Here is a 20285-nt window from a genome sequence, read left to right on the forward strand (position 1 = left end):
CTAGCGGTCGCCGACGGCGTCGCGCCAGTGACGACGGCAGAGTGAGACATAGGTCTCGTTGCCGCCGATCTGTACCTGCGCCCCATCCAGAAGGATTTGGCCCTCCTCGTCCTGACGGACGACCATCGTCGCCTTCCTGCCGCAGTGACAGATCGTGCGGACTTCACGCATCTCGTCGGCCAACGCCAGCAGTGTGGCCGAGCCGGGGAAGAGCTTGCCGCGGAAGTCGACCCGTAATCCGAAACACATGATAGGGACGGCAAGGTCGTCGACGGCGCGCGCCAACTGCCACACCTGCGCTTCCGTCAAAAACTGTGCTTCATCGACAAAGATGCACGCCACCGGTCCCTGTTCGAGGCGCGCGGCGATTTTGGCGAAGAGGTCATCGTCGGTTGCGAAGGTCTCTGCCGGTTCGCCGATCCCGATGCGCGATGCGATCCGGCCATCACCGGCCCGGTTGTCCAGCTTGGCGGTCAACAAATACGGTACCATACCGCGTTCGCGGTAGTTGTGCGCGGCCTGTAGGAGGACGGTAGATTTGCCCGCGTTCATCGTGGAATAGTGGAAATAGAGCTTCGCCATGCGCGTGTCATAGGGGGCGCGCAACTGTGCTGCAAGTGAGATGGCGCTGCAGAAAAAAGCCTGTGCGCGACTGTTGACGGGGTCAACCTGCCGGTCCCATCCCGGCAGAGCGCAACAAGGCTCTTACCCAAAACCGGCTTTGGGGCGACCGGCCACTCACTAGACTCCCGAACACTGGGAGTGCTTTTTATAAATGACATTTCCCTGACATCCGATTAATGGGGATCATTGGGTATGTCGGTGTTTCAGGGCGGCGCAAAGCCTTGTTTTGAGAAGGATGACTATGACGGCGATCGGCAGGTATCTGAAAAAGCACACAGAGGCGCTGGTGAAAGACGTCGGGATCGAACAGGCCTGTGAGCTGACCGGCAAGTCGAAAGCCACGCTGGGCCGCTACTATTCCGATCATGACGAGCATGCCGACCGTTTCATGCCGATCGAAGCTGTCGCTTTGCTGGAGCAGGCTGCCGAGTACCCTCATGTCACTGGCGCGCTTGCCGAGCTCTCGGGGACGTCGCTGCAATATGATGAGCGTCGCCCCAACGCTGAGCGCCCAGGGGGTGTCAACGCCGATGTTATCGCGTTAAGTCAACGGTTTGCGATGTTGATGGCCGAGTATCAGCAGTCCATGGAAGACGGGAAGATCACGGTGAATGAGGCCAAGCGGCTGCTGAAGGAAACCGGGCTTTTGCAACAGGTGTTGATCGACATGAAGCTGCATCTTGAGAATGATCACGGGGCTGTCTGAGGTCAGCCTTTGCGTTCGACGAGTACGGATCCGACGGAGTAGCCCGCGCCGAAGGAGCAGATCAGGGCTTTATCTCCGGGTTCCAAGTCACTGGAATACTTTGAAAAAGCGATGATGGAGCCGGCTGAGGACGTATTGGCATAGTCTTGCAGGATGTTGGGCTGCTCGGAGGGATCGGGCGTGCGCCCGAGCACTTTCTTCCCGATGAAGTCATTCATCGTCTTGTTGGCCTGGTGTAGCCAAAGACGTTTGAGATCAGCGGCTTGCACACCATCATCGGCCATGTGCCGGGCAATGTGCTCCGAGACCATGGGCAGCACTTCCTTGAAGACCTTGCGACCGTTCTGCATGAACTGCATGTCCCGCCTGTCGGCCATTCCGGCGGGTCTGGAGCGGCGCAGGAAACCATTGTTGTTGCGGATGTTGTTGGAAAACTCGGTTGCGCAACGGGTTGAAATCACTTCGAAATATGGGCCTGTCGCGGTATCCGCACACGCGATCAGCGTGGCGGTGGCGACGTCTCCGAAAATGAAGTGACAGTCCCGGTCGCGCCACTCCAGATGGGCGGAGCAAATCTCGGGGTTGACCACCAGCGCGCTGCCGATGCTGCCGGAGCGGACCATGTCGGCGGCGGCCTGGATTCCGAAGGTCGCCGAGGAGCAGGCGACATTCATATCAAAGGCGAAGCCATTGATTCCAAGCAGTTTCTGGATCTCGATCGCAACGGCAGGATAGGCGCGCTCCATGTTGGAGGCGGCGCAGATCACCAGATCAACGTCCGATGCAGTTTTGCCTGCTTTATCAAGAGCTTGTAGCGCGGCTTTCACACCGATTTCGGCCATCAGGGAGGGGGCGTCGTCATCGCGCTGAGGCAACAGAGGGTGCATGACTTTCGGATCCAGAACGCCTTTTTTATCAATAACGTAGCGTTGTTCGATCCCGGAGGCCTTCACGATGAACTCTTCGGAGGAGTATTCCTTGGCGGGCAGCGCGCCTGATGCAATTTCTTCTGCGTTTTCAGCGTTGTAGAGATCGACGTAGGCATTGAAAGCGGCGACAAGCTCGGCATTTGTGATGATCTCCGAGGGCGTGAACACACCGGAGCCGGTGATCGCGGGGGTCTTCATTTAGGTCTCTCCAAAGGGTCAAACACCTTGTCCGAATTCCCCCGCGAAGGTCAAGCCGAGCGACGCCACGTCCCCTGTCGGTGGCCTGTCTGTATCGCGTCGGTATAACGTCGGTATCACGTCGGTGCGCGGCGCGCGCGCGCGCAGGACCTCGTTAACGGATGGGCACGGAATACAGCACATAGCCGTCGCGCCGGGCCACCTCCCGAGCGCCGGTGTCGATCACGAAAACGCCCAAGTTTTCCGCGTCTTCCGGGCAGGCCACGAGGTCGGCGGCGTCATCGAGGAACTGGTTGGTAAAGTCGTCCTCGCCCACGCGGCGGCAGATGTCGCCCTTGAAGCGGTAACCGTCCCCGAAGATCGGCAAGGAGCCGGTCACCGGCTCGGGGGCGGGCGCACAGGCGATCAGGGCAAGGACAGGGAGAAAAGCAAAACGGCGCATGGGGAACTCCTTTGAGTTGAACAAATTGATGATACTATGACCATGAGTTTAGCATTTTCAGATGTGTAAAAGTCGATACATAATTTGAGACAGGATTTGAGAGAGAAAGAGAGAAGGGCCGCCGCCATGTTTCGGCTTCGGAGCACAGAGCGCGGGCGGTGCGGGACGGGAATGAGGGCGAGAGCGTGACGGAGCGCGGCGCGCGCAGCCCATTTGCAGCGGCCTGGCATCGGCTGCGCGCAAGCCTGTCCGGCGCTCTCAGGGCGCTGACCGCGGGCAATATCCCCTGGATCGGAAATGTCGCTGGCCTGATCGCCATTCTGACCGCGCTGGGCGGAGCGGTGTTCTATGCCGTGTCCCTGCTGTCGGCCCCCGATGTCGCACAGCCCGACTTGCCCGTGCCGGATGCGCCGAGGGCCTGGGCGGAAGCAGCCGACCTGCTGCTTACCACCCCGGCGGTGCCCGACGAGACCGACCCCCGCCCGGCGCCTATCGACCCGTCGCAGCGCGCCGCGCCGGTGGAGCCGACCGCAGGGCAACCGGAGCTGCCCGCCGACCGGTCGCCCGCGGAGCCGGCCGCTGCCGTCGCACCGCACAGCCGCGCGGAAGCACCCGACGCCGCGACCCCGCCAGCGGTGACGCCGGTGACGCTGACGCAGGGCATTCCCCGTCCGTTTCCGCGCCTGCCTTACACCGTGCCCTCCTGCAGCGGCGGTCCGCGGGTGCAGATCGACCGCTCGGATCTCGACAGCGCATCGCGCGGGGCGCTGAAGGTCTTCGGCACCGTTGCCGAACCCCTGCCCGTGAAAGTCGCCGAGAACTGCTGGATCCGCTCCATCAGCTACACCAACATCAACCGCCACAATTCCGGTGGCACCATCATTTTCAGCCGTGAGGAAACCAACCCGTGAAATCCATGTTCGGCAGCGCGCTCTGCAGCTTTGTTCTTTTGACGTCAAACGCCCTGGCCTGTGACGACCGGGTCGGCGACCGGGTGTCGACCACCTCGGAGGAGTTCACGGCCTCGGCGGAGGTCTTTTATGGCGACGCGATCATGCCGCTGCGGGTGGCCGCCTATGAGACGCTGCTGCGCACCAACGAACCGATTTTCGGGGCGATGGTGGAGGAGGGCAAATCCTCGGATGTGAAGGCGCTCTTCAACACGGCGGTGTTCTGCGAGATGTTCCGGGCCAACGGCTTTTTTGCACGCGTGACCGGCCTCTCGGCGCAGGCGGACACGCTGAGCGACGCGCAGAAGGAGCAGCTGCTGGGCCGGGCTTTTCAGCTGCCGGTCATCGAGCGGCACTATGACGAGGCCTGCATCAGCACCTATTCAAACCGCGAGCCGGGCTGCAATCCGCGGTACTTCATCTCGGCCTCCAACGGGGTGGTCCGGTTTGCCAATGACCGCGAGTCGGGTGAGTTTCGCTGGGTCGAGGGGGAGTATGTGGGGACGCTGAACCTCTGGATCGGCTCGAAATATGTAAAGGTTCCGGCCAGTCTAGAGCTGCAATAGCACCGCCTCAGATCAGCGGACGTTGCCTGACCGGCTCCAGTTCCATATTGGCGACCGTGGCAAGTTCGGCCAGGTCGTGGATTTTCAGCTGTCCGTCGGCCCAGGCCATCAGCTGCCGTTCGCGCAGCCGGGCCAGCGTCTTGTTCGTGTGCACCAGCGACAGACCGAGCGCGTCGGCCACATCCTGTTGCTTGTAGGGGAAGGGCATGGTGCCGTTGCGCACCAGCCCCAGGGTTTCGGCCCGCTGAAAGATGCGGACGAAGGCCCAGGCGATGGCGGAGCGCGCGTCGCGCTGGCCGACGGTTGTCAGCGTGTCGCCCAGAAAATGCTCCTCGGTGGCGGCCAGCCATGTGACGTCGAAGGCGCGCGCGGAGGAGCTTTTGAAGAAGTCGAAGAAGTCGCTGCGGTCGAAGACGCAGAGGATCATATGCGTGGTGGCTTCCACCGAATGGCCCATTTCGCCGAGCATGCCGGCCTGCAGGCCGATGAAGTCGCCGGGGAAGATGAAATTGATCACCTGGCGGCTGCCGTCGGGCAGGGTCTTGTAGCGCAGCCCCATGCCGCGCAGGGCGGTGTAGAGCTGGGGCGCGTTGGAGCCCTCCATCAGGATCGGGGTGCCGGGGTCCACGGAGAGCTCGCCCGACTTGAAGCGCCGGGTCTTGTCGAGTTCGTCTTGTGTCATCTCGTCGAAAAGGGGCTGGCTGCGGAGGGGGCAAGCCTTGCAGTCGGTGGTCATTTATATCTCCTTGCTATGTCATAGTTTAATGCAAAGCATCGTGTGAAGTTCCATTATTGCGGGCAAAACGAGGCTCCCCATGCATGATCACACCGTTTCCATCGCCATTGTCGTTGGCGACCCGCTTGTGTCGCAGGATATCGCGGGCATCTTCGCTTTCTGGCAGAGCGGCTCCATCAGCCGGATCTTTGACAGCATCACCCAGGCGCGGGCGGTGCCGCCGGATGATTTCGACCCGATGATCGTGTTCGTGGCGGCCCGGGACGGGATGCTGGAGCTCGACGGGCAGGATTTCGTCTGGCTGGAGCGGCGGCGTGTGATCACGCTCGACCTGCAGGACACCCGGCGGTTTCCGCATTGGCAGCATCTGGCGCGGCCGTTTACCCAGGCGCAGGTGATCGAGGCCGCGCACCGCCTGATCGAGGGCGACGGGCCGGAGCGGGTGGAGGCGGAGTAGGCGGCAGCGTGTTCGGCCGGTGATCGTGGCAAATATGCGACGGGTTGGCTCAAAGCGGGCAGCGGCGGCTGCGGTTTGCGTTGACACAAATCCGGTCGATTTGCAATAAGATCGCCAGGCAACTCATTGGGGTGATTATGAAAGAGCTACAGTTATTGGGCGCGGCCGCACTTGTCGCGGCGCTGCCTCTCGCCGCACAGGCGGAAGGGTTCTATCTCGGCGTTCAGGCCGCGACCTTTGATGTCAGCACCGGCGCGGTGGACGGGGATGGCAATGGCATTGGCGTTCTGGCGGGGTACCGGTTTCAACTGACGAACGACTATTACGCGGAAGCGGAGATCGGGTATTCGGCGCTGGATGGCGATACCGAGACCGGTCTGAGCGAGTATGACAGCCAGACCTTCATCGACTTCGGTGTGGGGCGGTATCTGAACGAGACCACGTCGATTTCCGCGCACCTCGGCTATATCGAGATCGATTTTGACAACAGCGGCACGGACCTGACCAGCGATGGCGCGGTGATCGGTGTGCAAATTGGCTACGACCTCACACCGGTCGATACCATTGCGATCCGGGCCAGCTATTCGGACACCAACGATAGCACGTTCGACGAAGACAGCGACGGTCGCATCCTGTCGGTCCGCTACGTTCGGCGGTTCTGATCGGGCGCAGGCGGCGTCATTACGACTGACACGGGCAGGCCTGCGGGTCTGCCCTTTTTGCTGGCCGGTGCGGGATCGGTCCCGCGGAGAGGTCTCTGGGTGAGGCTCCGCCCGTTCGGTGCTCAGACTGTCCACCGGACGGTTTGCCGGGCCGGGCCCGGACCGCACCTCACCCCTGCAGCGCCTTGACGCCGACGTCCCCGTCGGCCTGCGCGCGGATTGCGAGGGCGGCGGCGTAGCTGCCCGCAGCGGTGGTGAAATAGGGGATCTTGTCGTAGAGCGCGATGGCGCGGATGGACTTGCTGTCCTCGACCGCCTGGGCGCCCTCGGTGGTGTTCATGACCAGATGGATCGCCTCGTCCTTCATCATGTCGGTCACGTCGGGGCGGCCCTCATAGACCTTGTTGACCGTGCCGCAGGGCAGGTCGTGCGCGTTGAGCCAGGCCGCCGTGCCGCGGGTGGCGACCAGCGAAAAGCCCTGATCCAGAAGGATCCGCGCGGTGTCGAGCATCTCGTCCGTTTTGTCCATGTCCTTGATCGAGATGAAGGCGCAGCCCTTTGCGGGCAGCTTCATGCCCGCCCCCATCTGGGCCTTCAGGAAGGCGCGGGGGAAGTCCCGGTCCCAGCCCATGACCTCGCCGGTTGAGCGCATTTCAGGGCCGAGGATCGTGTCGACGCCGGGGAAGCGCGCAAACGGCAGCACCGCCTCCTTGACCGAGAACCAGGGCATGTTGGGGTCGGCCAGCGTCATCGGATCGCCCAGCGGCAGCGTGGCGTCATAGGCGGCGTCGGCGTCATAGGGCGGGCGTTGCGGGAAATTCGACAGCGGCTCACCGGCCATGATGCGGGCGGCGATGGAGGCGATGGCGCTATCCGTTGCCTTGGCGACGAAGGGCACGGTGCGAGAGGCACGGGGGTTCACCTCGATCAGATAGATTTCGCCGTTCTGCACCGCGAATTGCACGTTCATCAGGCCGACGACGTTGAGCGCTTTGGCGAGCGCGTGGGTCTGGGTTTCGATCTCGGCGATGATCTCGCGCGGGAGCGAATAGGGCGGCAGGGAGCAGGCGCTGTCGCCGGAGTGCACGCCCGCCTCTTCGATGTGCTGCATGATGCCGGCCACATGCACGTCGGTGCCGTCGCAGAGCGCGTCCACGTCCAGCTCCACAGCACCGGAGAGGTAGCTGTCGAGCAACACGGGGCTGTCGCCGGAGACGACCACGGCGTCGGAGATGTAACGCTCGAGGCTCGCCTGGTCGCGCACGATCTCCATGGCGCGGCCCCCCAGCACATAGGACGGGCGGATGACCAGCGGGAAGACGATATCCTGCGCAATCTCAAGGGCTTCGGTGTCGGAATGGGCGATGCCGTTTTTCGGTTGTTTCAGCCCAAGGGATTGCACGAGCTGCTGGAAGCGCTCGCGGTCTTCGGCCAGATCGATGGCGTCGGGCGTGGTGCCGAGGATCGGGATGCCTTCGTTGGCCAGCGCCTGCGCGATCTTCAGGGGCGTCTGGCCGCCGAACTGCACGATCACGCCGTGCAGCGTGCCGTTCTCCTGCTCGACGCGGAGGATTTCCATGACGTGTTCGAAGGTGAGCGGCTCGAAATAGAGGCGATCCGACGTGTCATAGTCCGTGCTGACCGTCTCGGGGTTGCAGTTGACCATGATGGTCTCGAACCCTGCGTCGGTGAGCGCGTAGCAGGCGTGACAGCAGCAATAGTCGAACTCGATCCCTTGCCCGATGCGGTTGGGGCCGCCTCCGAGGATCACGACCTTCTTGCGGCTCGACGGGCGGGCCTCGCATTCCACCTCGTCGAAGACCGGGGTCTCGTAAGTGGAATACATGTAGGGCGTCTGCGCTTCGAACTCGGCGGCGCAGGTGTCGATGCGTTTGAAGACGGCGGTGACGCCTTCCGCGTGGCGCAGGCTGCGCACCTCGGCTTCGGTCTGGCCGGTCAACTCAGCAAGGCGGGCGTCGGTAAAGCCCATCATCTTGAGGCGTCGCAGGGCGGCGGCCTCGCGCGGCAGGCCGTTCATATGCACCTCGGCTTCGGCCTGCACAATCTCGCGGATACGGGCGAGGAACCACGGGTCGAACATGGTGGCGGCATGGATGTCCGCGTCGCTCATGCCGTGGCGCATGGCCTGGGCGATGGTGCGCAGCCGGTCGGGCGTCTGCTGGCTGATCGCCTTGACGATGGCGGCGGTGTCGGGTGCGCCGGGGATGTCGATCTCGTTGAACCCGGTCAGGCCCTCTTCCATCGAGGCGAGGGCTTTTTGCATGCTCTCGTGGATGGTGCGGCCAATGGACATAGCCTCGCCCACGGATTTCATCGCGGTGGTGAGGTCCGGGGTGGAGCCGGGGAATTTCTCGAAGGCGAATTTCGGGATCTTGGTGACCACATAGTCGATGGTCGGCTCGAAGCTCGCGGGCGTGACCTTGGTGATGTCATTGTCGAGCTCATCGAGGGTGAAGCCCACGGCGAGCTTGGCGGCGACCTTGGCGATGGGAAAGCCCGTGGCCTTGGAGGCGAGCGCCGAGGAGCGCGACACACGCGGGTTCATCTCGATCACCACCATGCGGCCGTCGGCGGGGTTCACCGCCCATTGCACGTTGGAGCCGCCCGTCTCCACCCCGATCTCGCGCAGCACCGCGATGGAGTGGTTGCGCATGATCTGGTATTCCTTGTCCGTGAGCGTCAGCGCCGGGGCGACGGTGATGCTGTCGCCAGTGTGCACGCCCATCGGGTCAACGTTTTCGATCGAGCAGACGATGATGGCGTTGTCGGCGACATCCCGCACCACCTCCATCTCGAACTCCTTCCAGCCGAGCAGGGATTCGTCCACGAGGATCTGGCCCACGGGCGAGGCGTCGAGCCCCGAGCGGCAGATCGCCTCATAGTCATCACGGTTGTAGGCCACGCCGCCGCCGGTGCCGCCCATGGTGAAGGCGGGGCGGATAATGGCGGGCAGGCCGACCTCTTCCAGAGCTTCAAGTGCTGCTTTAACTCCGGCGGCCAAGTCTTTCTTTCCATTGGTATCTGTGGGGGCCGTCACGATGGTGGCTTTGGGGTTTTCGATGCCCAACCGGTCCATGGCCTCGCGGAAGAGCTTGCGGTCTTCGGCCATCTCGATGGCGTCGCGCTTGGCGCCGATCATCTCGACGTTGTACTTCTCCAGCACCCCCATCTCTTCCAAGCTGAGCGAGGTGTTGAGGCCGGTCTGCCCGCCCATTGTGGGCAGCAGCGCGTCGGGGCGCTCCTTCTCGATGATCTTGGCGACCATCTCGGGGGTGATGGGCTCAATATAGGTGGCGTCAGCGAGGCCCGGGTCGGTCATGATCGTGGCGGGATTGGAGTTCACGAGGATGACGCGATAGCCTTCCTCCTTCAGCGCCTTGCAGGCCTGCGCGCCGGAGTAGTCGAACTCGCAGGCCTGGCCGATCACGATGGGGCCGGCACCGATGATCATGATCGATTTGATATCGGTTCTCTTCGGCATGACACGACCCCCGGGGCAGACGGGCACGGCAGGTGCCCAAATTGTCCTGCGTTATAGGCAAGCGCGGACCGGGCGCAAGGGCCGATTGGCGGATTTTACTGTGCGGTGAGAAAGGTGCGGACCGTGGCCTCGAATTCGCGCGGCTTGTCGGCGTGCAGCCAGTGCCCCGCGCCGGGCAGCTTGGCGAACCGCGCCCTGGGGAAGAGCGATTTGATCCGCGGACGGTGATCGGCGGTGACATAATCGGAGTCCGCGCCGGAGAGGAACAGCGCGGGGCCGTCGAACTGGCCGTCAAGCTCTGGAAAGCCGAGGATCCTGTCCATTTCGGCGGCAAGCGTGTCGAGGTTCAGCCGCCAGCGCTTTTCGGCAACGTCCAGAGACTGCGTGAAGAAGCTTTGCAGCGCGGGCTCGACACCTTGTGCGCCGAGCTGGGCTTCGGCGTCCGAGCGGCGGGTCACGGTGGTCAGGTCAACGGCGCGCATCGCGTGGATGAACTGTATCTGGCTGTGGCTGTAGGCGACGGGCGCGATGTCGGCGACGATGAGGCGCCCGACCAGTTCCGGGTGGCGGTGGGCCAGCACCATCGCGGCCTTGCCGCCCATGGAGTGGCCGACCACATGCGCGGGCGCGCCGAGGTGGCGAATGAGCGCGGCCAGATCGGCGGCCATGTCGGCATAGCTGTGGCTGTCGTCCCACGGGCTTTGGCCGTGATTGCGCAGATCAGGGGTGATCACCCGCAAATCGTCGCTGAGCCGTTTTGCAATGACCCCCCAATTGCGCCCGGAGCCATAGAGCCCGTGTACGATCAAGGTGATCGGGGCATCCGCCGGCCCGAATTCGGAATACGTCAGCATGACGCAGGAGCTACCGGATTTGACCCGGCCGCGCCAGTGCTATTGCGCTTGGCAGGCGCGCGGGGATAGGGTCCGGGCGATGAGGGAGATCGAGACACAACTGCCCGCCTTGCGCGAGGCGCTTGAGACGCATCTGGGCGTCAAGGGACGGTCACTTGCGCAACAGATCAAGCGCGCCGGACGCCGTTTGCCGCGCAGGCTGCGGGTGCAGGCAGGGATGTTGGCCCAGGCGGAGGCGGCGGCGGGCAATCCACGGCTGCTGCGCCAGTTGGACGAGGCCCGGCTGACCCGGGCGCTGGACGCGCTGAGCGCCTATCTCGCCGGCATCGACCGCGCGGAGGCCCGGCGCACGCGGATGATTTCCATTGCGGCGGTGATCGCGTTCAACCTGATCCTGCTGTTCACCGCGGTGGTGGTTCTGTTGCGGCTGCGTGGGGTGATCTGATCGGGTCGATCTGAGCCGGTGTGCCGTCGGGGGGCGGTGCCGTCCCGGCCTCGGCGAGCTTGGCCGACGCCAGCGCGGCGATGACAACCAGAATCATCAGAACGGTTGGGGGAGCCTGAAAGGGCAAACGCATGAATACCTCTCCTGTCGGTCGCGAACATGTCTTCTACGTGGCAGGAGAACGTTTCCGTCGCGGCTTTATTCCACGGCAGGCGCGCGGCGACCGGCAGAGGTGGCCTGAAGCCCACCTGACCTGTTAGGACAGATCGGTCGCCCAACAGCCAGACCCTTGGGCAGGCAGGTGGGGTGGGCCTTGGGCCACCCCTCGTTCAAGCCGTCAGAGCGTGGGGTAGATCGGGAAGCGCCCGCAAAGCTCTGCGACCTCCGCCTTCACCTTGGCCTCGACCGCGCTGTTGCCGTCTTCGCCGTTGGCTGCGAGCCCGTCGACCACCTCGATGATCCAATCGGCGATCTGGCGGAACTCCGGCTCGCCGAAGCCGCGCGTGGTCGCCGCGGGCGAGCCCAGGCGGATTCCGCTCGTCACCGTGGGCTTCTCTGGATCAAACGGCACGCCGTTCTTGTTGCAGGTGATGTGCGCCCGGCCCAGGGCCTTCTCTGTCGCGTTGCCCTTCACACCCTTGGGGCGCAGATCCACCAGCAGCACATGGGTGTCGGTGCCATGGGTCACCGTGTCGAGCCCGCCTTTTATCAGCTGGTCGGACAGTGCCTGTGCGTTGCTGATGACCTGCTGGATATAGCTCTTGAATTCGGGCCGCAGCGCCTCGCCGAAGGCCACCGCCTTGGCCGCAATCACATGCATGAGCGGACCACCCTGGATGCCGGGGAAGATGGCCGAGTTGAACTTTTTCGCCAGCGCTTCGTCGTTCGTCAGGATCATCCCGCCGCGCGGGCCGCGCAGGGTTTTGTGCGTCGTCGTGGTCGCCACATGCGCATGCGGGAACGGCGAGGGGTGCTCGCCCCCCGCCACGAGGCCTGCGAAATGCGCCATATCCACATGCAGGTAGGCGCCCACGGAATCAGCAATCTCGCGCATCTTGGCAAAGTCGATCTGACGCGGAATGGCCGAGCCGCCGGCGATGATCATCTTCGGTTGATGCTCCTGGGCCAGTGCCGCGACCTGGTCGTAGTCCAGCATGTTGTCCTCGCGCCGCACACCGTATTGCACCGCGTTGAACCACTTGCCCGACTGGTTCGGCTTGGCGCCATGGGTCAGGTGCCCGCCGGCGTCGAGGCTCATGCCGAGGATCGTGTCGCCCGGCTGCAGCAGCGCCTGGAAGACCCCCTGGTTGGCCTGGGACCCGGAGTTCGGCTGCACATTTGCAAAGTCACATGCAAAGAGTTTGCACGCCCGTTCGATCGCCAGCTCCTCGGCGATGTCCACGAACTGGCAGCCGCCATAATAGCGCCGCCCCGGATAGCCTTCGGCGTATTTGTTGGTCATCACCGAGCCCTGCGCCTGCATCACCGCGGCGGAGACGATGTTCTCGGAGGCAATCAGCTCGATCTCATCCCGCTGGCGGCCCAGTTCCTGTGTGACGGCGCGATGGATCTCCGGATCGCTCTCGGCCAGGCTCTGGGTGAAAAATCCGGGCGTGCGGTGCGGGGCGTTCATGGGGCGGTCTCCCTCTCGAGTGAGCAAATGATGCGGTGTCCTATCGGAAACCGGAGCGGCGGAAAAGCCGGGAAAGCGACCTGGTGGCCGATCTCTGCGGCAGACATACGGGCTTGGGCGGGGTCGCGCAATCGGGCAGGGCGCGCCATTTCGGCGCGATACTGGTCAGCGCGTGGGATATGTGCTTGTTTCGGATCGACAAGTGCCGGATCGGAACCCTCGATGCCTGAAAAGATCGCCTTCACCGCCGCCCATGCCGAGGTTGCGCAGACCGCCCGGGCGGCGCTGATCACCCGCTATGGCAATGCGACGCCCGAGGAGGCGGATGTGATCGTGGCCCTTGGGGGAGATGGGTTCATGCTGCAGACGCTGCATGCCGCCCAGCACCTGAGCGCGCCGGTCTACGGGATGAACCGCGGCACCATCGGGTTTCTGATGAACACCTATGCGGAGACGGATCTGCCGGCGCGCCTCGAAGCGGCGGAGGAGGCGGAGTTGAACCCGCTCAGCATGGTGGCCACGGGCGCGGATGGCACGGTGACGCAGGCGCTGGCGATCAATGAGGTGTCGCTGCTGCGCGCCGGACCGCAGGCGGCGAAGCTGAAAATCACCGTGGACGGGCGGCTGCGCCTGGCCGAGCTTGTGTGTGACGGCGCGCTGGTGAGCACGCCTGCGGGCTCGACCGCCTATAACTATTCCGCGCATGGTCCGATCCTGCCCATCGGCTCGGAGGTGCTGGCGCTGACGGCGATGAGCGCCTTCAGGCCCCGGCGCTGGCGCGGTGCGCTGTTGCCCAAGACGGCGGTCGTGGAGATCGAGGTTCTGGAGCCGGAAAAGCGCCCGGTGATGGCCGAAGCGGATGCCAATTCGGTCATGGACGTTCTGCGGGTGAAGATCCAGTCGGACGGGTCCGTGGTGCACCGGATCCTCTTTGATCCGGGCCACGGGCTGGAGGAGCGTCTGATCAACGAGCAGTTCACGTGATCCTCAGCCCCGATCTGCGGGCGCCGGCGCCCCGGGGGCTGTGCACGGATTGCGGCGTGTCGCGGATGGAGAATGCCAAGGCCTGCGGGCACGCCTGCCAGTTCATCGCGCCGGACTATCCCGCGCTGGAGACCCGCGTGCATGGGCGGGCGCGCGGCGACGGGGACGAGCGGTTCTTTGGCCCGTTTCAGGCGATGTATCGCGCCGAGATGGTGGCGCCTCGGGCGGGCGCGCAATGGACGGGCATCACCACATCGCTGGGCGCGCGGCTTCTGGACCAGGGGGCGGTGCAGGCTGTGCTGACGATGATTCCCGACGCCGATGACCGCTGGCGCCCGCAGCCCGCACTGATCACGCAGGCCGAGGAGATGGCGCAGGCACGCGGCATGCGGATGGGCTATGCGCCGCTTCTGGCCCTGCTGGAGGAGGCGCAGGCGCAGGGGTTCACCCGGCTTGCGGTGATCGGCATTCCCTGCCAGATCTACGCGCTGCGCTGTCTTGAGGCGGAGTTGGGCCTTGAGCGGCTCTATGTGATCGGAACGCCCTGTTCGGACAATACATCGACCGAGAATTTCCATCATTTTCTCAATCTCTTGGATGAAGATCCTCATGCGATAGATTATCTTGAGTTCCGGGCGGATTATAAGGTGGAGCTGCGCTTTTCCGACGGGCGGCAGCGGCTCATCCCCTTTCTCAGCCTGCCGATTTCAGACCTGCCGCAGGACTTCTTCCCGCTGACCTGCCGCACCTGCGTGGATTACACCAACGTGCTGGCGGATATCACCGTCGGCTATATGGGGGGTGAAGGGCAGCAGTGGGTGCTGGTGCGCAATGCCCGGGGGGCGGAGATGCTGGAGGCGCTGGGCGAGGATATCCGCCTGAGCGCGTCGGGCAGCGCGGGCAAACGGGCGGGGGCTGTGAAGGGCTTTGTCGCCAATACCGAGCGGGCGGCGGGCGGGCTGCCTCTGCGGCGGATGCCGAATTGGCTGCGGCCCATCGTGAGCTGGATGCAGCCGCGGTTTGGCCCGCGCGGGTTGGAGTTCGCCCGGGCGCGGGTCGAGATGAAGGCGGCGGAGACGATCCTGCACCTGCGCCGGGCGATGCCCGCCAAAATGAAGAATATGGTGCCCCGTCACGTCTGGGACATCGCCGCGCCTTATGGGCTGCGCCCGGACGCGGGTGAGACGCCGCCGCCCGGCCCGCGAGACGCCGACACCCCCTAGCCGCGGGGCGCCAGATAGCCGCGGACGATGTCGGCGCTGCGCTCGGCATCGAGGATCGGCGGCAGCAGTGTCAGCATGTCCCCCGCGCCGTCGAGCAGGTGCACGAAGCTGCCGTGGGCGTAGACCCAGCCGTATTCCGGATCCTGGAAGAGCGGCTCCACCTCTATTGCAAATGCGTCGTAAGCAGTTTGCAAAGTCGCGCGATCACCCGTTAAGCCGATGAAATCCGGATGGATTTCTGCGAGGGGCGCGCCCATGGTCTCGACGGTGTCCTGATCGGGTGCCACGGTGATCATCACCGGGGTCACCGCGATTCCATCCTCTGCCAAGGCATCCACCACGTCCGCCATCAGGGGCAGGGCGGCGGAGCAGATGTTGAGGCAGTTGGCATAGCCGAAGAACAGAAGCTGGGCGTGGCCCTCCGGGTCCGCCTCGGTGCGGGTCTCGCCGAATTGGTTGGTCAGCGCATAAGCCCCGCCGAGATCGAAGGGCAGAGGCGGCTCCGCCGCCGCGCTGCTTGCCGCCAGAAGCGAGACGGCCAGCGCCCGCCGCAGCATCAGAAGTTTTCCTCCGCATAGGTCGCGTCGGCCTCGAGCCCGAGGCCGAGATAGCCTTCGGAGGCGATCACCTCCTTGATGCGCGGATCGCGGCGGAACCACGGCCCCTTGCCCGCCGCTTCGGGGTGCGCCTCGGCCCATTTCTTGGTCCAGGTGTTGGCCTTGATCCAGTCGGCCTCACCTGCCTTGATCCGCTGCACCAGGTAGATGTTGCGGGCGTTCAGATCCTCGTCCTCGATCATCAGGCCGTCCACCTCGATGACCTGGCCACAGAAGGGCGCAAGCTCGGCCACAGCACCCGTAAAGGCGGGTTGGGAATTCTTCATTGGCAGCACCATGACGTCGTCCGCGGTGCGGATCAGCCCCAGCTGCCGGGCCCCGTCGCCGCAGTTGTCGGGGCAGTCGCCGCTGAGCTCGCAAAGCACATCGACGACCTTGGCCTCAAAGCGGGCGGGCACCTCGGCGTAGAGGTTCCAGGACCGCGCCTCGGAGCCTTCGGAGAAATCCTGCGCCGCCAGAGGGCTTGCGATCAGGGCGAGGAGACATGTCAGTTTGCGCATCATTCAGGCTCCGGAAAAGAGAAGGGCGGCACGGTGCCGTAGTCTTCATGGGTGGGGTTCACGATGTCCATGTCGCTGATCACCTCGCTGACGACGATGTAGTTCAGCCCGTCGCGTTCGTAGAACATGCCATCGGCGGTCACCGTATGCGCAGCAAGGCTCAGCTGTGTGTCGCCGCTGGCCGAGGTGGCGTCCTGCGCGATCTTCAACACCATGTAGACGGTGCCGTCTTCGGCCAGCAGACCCACCGGGATGCCCCCGGCCGAGCACCAGAGCGCGCAGGTGTGATGTGCCGAACCCACGACGGCATCCGGGCCGCCCATGACGCCGGAGTAGTAACACCAGGTGTCGATAATCTCTCCGGTGACCTGAATGCGGGTGCCTTCGGCGGCGGTGGCGGGGAGTGCGAGGCTGCTCAGAAGCAGCGGTAGGGCGTATCGCATCGATCATCTCCTTGCTGACGCTGGGGAAAGCCTACGGGGGGCGTGCGCGGCAGGCAATGCGCGAAAACCGGCTTGTCGATCACTTTTTCAATGGAACCATTCACCGCGACGTCGCGTTGGTGGCACAAGAGCATATGATGCGGATGTGCTTGGTTCAACGTGATCAACCGTAAAGGAGAGACCAATGAACTGGGACATTATCAAAGGCAACTGGAAACAGATGAAAGGTCAGGTCCAGTCCAAGTGGGGCGAGCTGACCGACGATGAGATCGATCAGGCCGAAGGCGACCGCGAGCGCCTCGCCGGGCTCATCCAGGAGCGCTATGGCGTGGCCAAGGATGAAGCCGAGCGTCAGATCGACGCCTTCATCGCAGAGAATAAGTCAGCCGCGTAATTACCTCGTCGCGACTGATTTCCTAAAGGGCGGTCCCGATCGGGGCCGTCCTTTTATGTGTGCGGGTCATGGGGGCTCAAGAGCGGTGTGCGGCGTGGGCAAGGGCGGGGATACGGGACAGCCGTGGTGTCTCTAAGACACACGGGCTGCCGCCCGGCGACACCGCGCGCGCCAGATGTGACATCGGTGCCGTTCGGGACAGCTGTGGTCGGGTCGGGAATAGAGTCTGTCGCCTGCCTTGAGCGGCCCCGAGGGCCCGGGACTATCCCCGAACTCACAGAGGTAAGGCTATCGTTCATAGGTGTGGGTCACGTGCGGAGTGGCCATGGACCGTACCATGAGGGCAGCAACTATGCGCCCCGGTTCTGCTGCGGCACGTCGGAAAGCGGAGAGATGAGTACTCCGGACTGACCCGCCCCCCCAAGGTTCTGCGATTTTACCCTGGTTCTGCCGCTGCGGGGCGGTGATCTCGATGCGGTTTTGGCAGATGGCACGGTGGAGTTTCTGGCGGCCATGGGCTGGCAAGGGAGCGCGTTTTGGCGACCCATGCGCGTGCTGTGCGGCTGTCGTTCTGCTGCCCGTGGGTGGATTGCTGCTGACAGGGCTCATTGGCCTCGCGGTGCGGCGCAACGAGCAGGCGGGGCATTGTCTCGGGGGCTTTCAAGCCCTGACGGTCGGATGGGCCGCAGGGCCCACGCGGCGTAGGAGGCCCTAGGCCTTTGCGTAGCCGACGGTTTGCAGGGCCGCCGTGATCTCGTCGAGAATGGCCGGGTCGTCGATGGTGGCGGGCATCTTGAAGTCGTGCCCATCGGCGATCTTGACCACCGTGGCGCGCAGGATCTTGCCCGATCGCGTTTTGGGCAGGCGGTCGACCACCACGGCCGTCTTGAAGGCCGCGACCGGGCCGATCTGTTCGCGCACCAGCTTGACGCATTCGCGGGTGATCTCGTCATGGGGGCGGTTGACGCCCTTGGTCAGACAGAGCAGGCCGAGGGGCGATTGCCCTTTGAGCGTGTCCGACACCCCGACCACCGCGCATTCAGCCACATCGGGGTGGCCGGCGAGCACCTCCTCCATGGCGCCGGTCGAGAGCCGGTGGCCCGCCACGTTGATCACGTCGTCGGTGCGCGCCATGATGTAGAGATAGCCATCCTCGTCCATCATGCCGGCATCGCCGGTTTCGTAGTAGCCGGGGAAGGTGGTGAGGTAGCTTTTCTGGAACCGCTCCGTGGCGTTCCAGAGCGTGGGCAGGGTGCCGGGGGGCAGCGGCAGCTTGATGGCGATGGCGCCCAGTTCGCCCGGTTTTTGCGGATGGCCCGCTTCGTCGAGGATCTGCACGTCATAGCCGGGCATCGCGACGGTGGGCGAGCCGATCTTCACCGGCAGTGCTTCGAGCCCTGCGGGGTTGCCGGCGATGGTGTAGCCGGTTTCCGTCTGCCACCAGTGGTCGTAGACGGGGATCTGCAGCAGGTCCTGCGCCCATTCAATCGTATCCGGGTCCGCCCGTTCGCCCGCGAGGTAGAGCGCGCGCAGGCCGGAGAGGTCGTATTTGGCCTTGTAGGCACCCTTGGGGTCTTCGCGCTTGACCGCGCGGATGGCCGTGGGCGCGGTGAAGAAGCTGCGCACGTTGTGCTCGGAGATCACGCGCCAGAAGGTGCCCGCGTCGGGGGTGCCCACGGGCTTGCCTTCGAAGACCACGGTGGTGTTGCCGTGGATGAGGGGCCCGTAGCAGATATAGCTGTGGCCCACGACCCAGCCCACATCCGAGGCGGCCCAGAACACATCGCCCGGGTCGCATTGGTAGATGTTCTTCATGGTCCAGTTCAGCGCAACCAGATGCCCGCCGGTGGGCCGGACAACGCCCTTGGGCGCGCCGGTGGTCCCGGAGGTGTAGAGGATGTAGGCCGGATGATTGCCTTCGACGGGCACACAATCTGCCGGGGTCACATCTTTCTGGACCTCATGCCAGTCGAGGTCGCGCCCGGGGATCAGCTCTGCCCGTTCCTGCTCTCTTTGCAGAATTATGCAAACATCAGGCGTGTGGTTTGCAAACTCGATGGCGCCATCCAGCAGCGGTTTGTAGTGGATGACGCGCCCCGGCTCGAGCCCGCAGGAGGCAGCAAGGATGGCCTTGGGCGCGCAGTCGTCGATGCGCACGGCCAGTTCGTTGGCCGCAAACCCACCGAAGACCACCGAGTGGATGGCGCCGATGCGCGCGCAGGCCAGCATCGCCTCCAGCGCTTCGGGCACCATCGGCATGTAGATGATCACGCGATCCCCTTTTGTGACCCCCTGGGCCACAAGCGCACCGGCGAGCGCGGCCACGCGGGTCTGCAGCTCGGCGTAGGTCAGCGTCGACTTGGTGCCGGTGATCGGGCTGTCGTGGATGATGGCGGGCTGATCGCCCCGGCCCTGTTCCACATGGCGGTCCACGGCGTTGTAGCAGCCGTTGGTCAGCCCGTCGGCGAACCATTCATACATGTTGTCGCCACGCTCGAACAGCGCCTTGCTGGGGGGCTTTGTCCAGTGGATGGCCTCCGCCGCCTGCATCCAGAACCCTTCGGGATCAGCCATGCTGGCCTCATAGGTGGCGCGGTAGGTCATGGACAAAAACTCCCCCTCATTGGTCCTCGGCGCCATGGTTAAGCGCAAGCGACAGGGGCGCGCAAGACTGTGAGGGCTAACGGCGGCCGATAATCTCGCGGATCGGGCTGGCAGCGACGCCGCCATTGGTGCTGATCGAGTCGGCGTTGAGGACGCGCTGCACCACATCTTCGCAGTCGCCCGCCTCAAGCGGATTGCAGCCCCAGCGGCGGTTGTAGACGCGCACCTCACCGGTCAGCACCGTGCTGCCGCGCTGCTGAAATTCGCGGATGATGGTTTCATAGTCGCGCCCATGCACCGTCACGGTCCCCGATGTGGCAGAGGCAAAAGCCGTGGTGGCGTTGAGGGCGACGGCGGTCGCGAGGATCAGGGCGGGACGCCAAGACTGTGTCATGCAAGCTCTCCTTTATCTGAGCGTTCGGGCGGCAGGGCCCGGTGTGTGTACGCTCCATTTAGGGAGGGGCGCGCAGGCTTGCGGCCAATGTGTCAGGCTCTCCGGCGCATGTGATGGCCCGTGACCGGTGGGTCGCTATTCGCGGTCGAAAGGGAAGTAGTCGCGCCCGAAGCGGACGGCGGCGGCGCAATCTCCGGGGCTGGCGAGCTTGCAGGGATAATAGGAGTTGTACACCCGGGCGCTGGTGGTCTGGTAGGTGCCGTTCGGCCCTTCGATGGTCCGGGTCCGCAGGGTATAGGGCTCGTCATCGACAATGATGGTGCTGAGGCGCGTGTCGATGACGCGGGTGCCGCAGGCCGCGAGCGTCGCAAGGACCAGCACGAGCAAAGAGATGCGCAAAATCACCGGGAACGCCTCCTGTC

General features: G+C 64.2%; 22 protein-coding genes. 9 read left to right on the forward strand and 13 right to left on the reverse strand.

The features are described 5' to 3' along the window. Positions 1-582 (reverse strand): thymidine kinase, encoded by a 582-nt coding sequence (locus Q1A71_RS12700; protein WP_299676466.1) that lies wholly within the window; start codon positions 580-582, stop codon positions 1-3. 283 nt (positions 583-865) lie between these two features. Between Q1A71_RS12700 and Q1A71_RS12705 the strand changes: the two genes are divergently transcribed. Next, positions 866-1330 (forward strand): hypothetical protein, encoded by a 465-nt coding sequence (locus Q1A71_RS12705; RefSeq protein ID WP_299676469.1) that lies wholly within the window; start codon positions 866-868, stop codon positions 1328-1330. Between the two features lie 2 nt (positions 1331-1332). Here the strand turns inward: Q1A71_RS12705 and Q1A71_RS12710 are convergent, their stop codons facing one another. Together Q1A71_RS12710 and Q1A71_RS12715 are read right to left on the reverse strand one after the other, a co-directional pair. After that, a complete protein-coding gene (locus tag Q1A71_RS12710) occupies positions 1333-2457 on the reverse strand; it encodes a beta-ketoacyl-ACP synthase III (RefSeq protein ID WP_299676472.1) in 1125 nt (374 codons plus the stop codon). Between the two features lie 154 nt (positions 2458-2611). After that, positions 2612-2899 (reverse strand): hypothetical protein, encoded by a 288-nt coding sequence (locus tag Q1A71_RS12715; protein ID WP_299676475.1) that lies wholly within the window; start codon positions 2897-2899, stop codon positions 2612-2614. Positions 2900-3057: 158 nt separating this feature from the next. Between Q1A71_RS12715 and Q1A71_RS12720 the strand changes: the two genes are divergently transcribed. Together Q1A71_RS12720 and Q1A71_RS12725 are read left to right on the forward strand one after the other, a co-directional pair. Then, positions 3058-3810 (forward strand): hypothetical protein, encoded by a 753-nt coding sequence (locus tag Q1A71_RS12720; protein ID WP_299676478.1) that lies wholly within the window; start codon positions 3058-3060, stop codon positions 3808-3810. Then, positions 3807-4415 carry a hypothetical protein gene (locus Q1A71_RS12725; RefSeq protein WP_299676480.1) on the forward strand — a complete coding sequence of 203 codons (609 nt, stop codon included), beginning with the start codon at positions 3807-3809 and terminating at the stop codon, positions 4413-4415. Before Q1A71_RS12720 ends, Q1A71_RS12725 begins: the two co-directional genes overlap by 4 nt. A gap of 7 nt (positions 4416-4422) precedes the next feature. Here the strand turns inward: Q1A71_RS12725 and Q1A71_RS12730 are convergent, their stop codons facing one another. Then, complete coding sequence (locus Q1A71_RS12730) at positions 4423-5151, reverse strand: Crp/Fnr family transcriptional regulator (protein WP_299676483.1); 729 nt, start codon at positions 5149-5151, stop codon at positions 4423-4425. A 79-nt stretch (positions 5152-5230) separates the two neighbouring features. Between Q1A71_RS12730 and Q1A71_RS12735 the strand changes: the two genes are divergently transcribed. Then, positions 5231-5608 carry a hypothetical protein gene (locus Q1A71_RS12735; protein ID WP_299676486.1) on the forward strand — a complete coding sequence of 126 codons (378 nt, stop codon included), beginning with the start codon at positions 5231-5233 and terminating at the stop codon, positions 5606-5608. Positions 5609-5745: 137 nt separating this feature from the next. Then, positions 5746-6270, forward strand: coding sequence for an outer membrane beta-barrel protein (locus tag Q1A71_RS12740; protein ID WP_299676489.1), 525 nt, complete (start codon positions 5746-5748; stop codon positions 6268-6270). Positions 6271-6439: 169 nt separating this feature from the next. Here the strand turns inward: Q1A71_RS12740 and carB are convergent, their stop codons facing one another. Together carB and Q1A71_RS12750 are read right to left on the reverse strand one after the other, a co-directional pair. Continuing rightward, on the reverse strand, positions 6440-9772 hold the full coding sequence (carB, locus tag Q1A71_RS12745; RefSeq protein ID WP_299676492.1) for a carbamoyl-phosphate synthase large subunit: 3333 nt from the start codon (positions 9770-9772) through the stop codon (positions 6440-6442). Between the two features lie 95 nt (positions 9773-9867). Then, positions 9868-10626, reverse strand: a complete 759-nt coding sequence (locus Q1A71_RS12750) for an alpha/beta fold hydrolase (protein ID WP_299676495.1) — start codon at positions 10624-10626, stop codon at positions 9868-9870. A gap of 79 nt (positions 10627-10705) precedes the next feature. Here Q1A71_RS12750 and Q1A71_RS12755 point away from each other — a divergent pair, with 79 nt between their 5' ends. Next, positions 10706-11071 (forward strand): hypothetical protein, encoded by a 366-nt coding sequence (locus Q1A71_RS12755; RefSeq protein WP_299676498.1) that lies wholly within the window; start codon positions 10706-10708, stop codon positions 11069-11071. 337 nt (positions 11072-11408) lie between these two features. Here the strand turns inward: Q1A71_RS12755 and glyA are convergent, their stop codons facing one another. After that, entirely contained in the window at positions 11409-12704 is a 1296-nt protein-coding gene (gene glyA / locus Q1A71_RS12760) for a serine hydroxymethyltransferase (protein WP_299676501.1), read from the reverse strand. Between the two features lie 222 nt (positions 12705-12926). On the opposite strand from glyA, the gene Q1A71_RS12765 reads away from it, so the two are divergent. Further along, positions 12927-13688, forward strand: a complete 762-nt coding sequence (locus Q1A71_RS12765; protein ID WP_299676505.1) for an NAD kinase — start codon at positions 12927-12929, stop codon at positions 13686-13688. Then, a complete protein-coding gene (locus Q1A71_RS12770) occupies positions 13688-14911 on the forward strand; it encodes a Coenzyme F420 hydrogenase/dehydrogenase, beta subunit C-terminal domain (protein WP_299677031.1) in 1224 nt (407 codons plus the stop codon). The genes Q1A71_RS12765 and Q1A71_RS12770 overlap by 1 nt, the downstream gene beginning before the upstream one ends. On the opposite strand, the gene Q1A71_RS12775 is transcribed toward Q1A71_RS12770, so the two are convergent. The 3 genes from Q1A71_RS12775 to Q1A71_RS12785 are packed head-to-tail and all read right to left on the reverse strand — an operon-like array spanning position 14908 to position 16471. Then, entirely contained in the window at positions 14908-15468 is a 561-nt protein-coding gene (locus tag Q1A71_RS12775; RefSeq protein WP_299676508.1) for an SCO family protein, read from the reverse strand. The two genes, Q1A71_RS12770 and Q1A71_RS12775, sit on opposite strands and share 4 nt — an antisense overlap. After that, entirely contained in the window at positions 15468-16028 is a 561-nt protein-coding gene (locus tag Q1A71_RS12780) for a hypothetical protein (protein WP_299676511.1), read from the reverse strand. The genes Q1A71_RS12775 and Q1A71_RS12780 overlap by 1 nt, the downstream gene beginning before the upstream one ends. After that, positions 16028-16471 (reverse strand): hypothetical protein, encoded by a 444-nt coding sequence (locus Q1A71_RS12785; protein WP_299676514.1) that lies wholly within the window; start codon positions 16469-16471, stop codon positions 16028-16030. The genes Q1A71_RS12780 and Q1A71_RS12785 overlap by 1 nt, the downstream gene beginning before the upstream one ends. A 184-nt stretch (positions 16472-16655) precedes the next feature. Here Q1A71_RS12785 and Q1A71_RS12790 point away from each other — a divergent pair, with 184 nt between their 5' ends. Continuing rightward, a complete protein-coding gene (locus Q1A71_RS12790; protein ID WP_299676517.1) occupies positions 16656-16865 on the forward strand; it encodes a CsbD family protein in 210 nt (69 codons plus the stop codon). A gap of 711 nt (positions 16866-17576) precedes the next feature. Here the strand turns inward: Q1A71_RS12790 and Q1A71_RS12795 are convergent. The 3 genes from Q1A71_RS12795 to Q1A71_RS12805 form a co-directional block, all read right to left on the reverse strand. After that, complete coding sequence (locus tag Q1A71_RS12795) at positions 17577-19469, reverse strand: propionyl-CoA synthetase (protein ID WP_299676519.1); 1893 nt, start codon at positions 19467-19469, stop codon at positions 17577-17579. A gap of 76 nt (positions 19470-19545) precedes the next feature. Further along, positions 19546-19863, reverse strand: a complete 318-nt coding sequence (locus Q1A71_RS12800) for a hypothetical protein (RefSeq protein WP_299676522.1) — start codon at positions 19861-19863, stop codon at positions 19546-19548. Positions 19864-19998: 135 nt separating this feature from the next. Continuing rightward, a complete protein-coding gene (locus Q1A71_RS12805; protein ID WP_299676525.1) occupies positions 19999-20268 on the reverse strand; it encodes a hypothetical protein in 270 nt (89 codons plus the stop codon). Positions 20269-20285 lie beyond the last annotated feature (17 nt).

The sequence above is a fragment of the uncultured Roseobacter sp. genome (assembly GCF_947493125.1).
GTDB lineage: Bacteria > Pseudomonadota > Alphaproteobacteria > Rhodobacterales > Rhodobacteraceae > Roseobacter.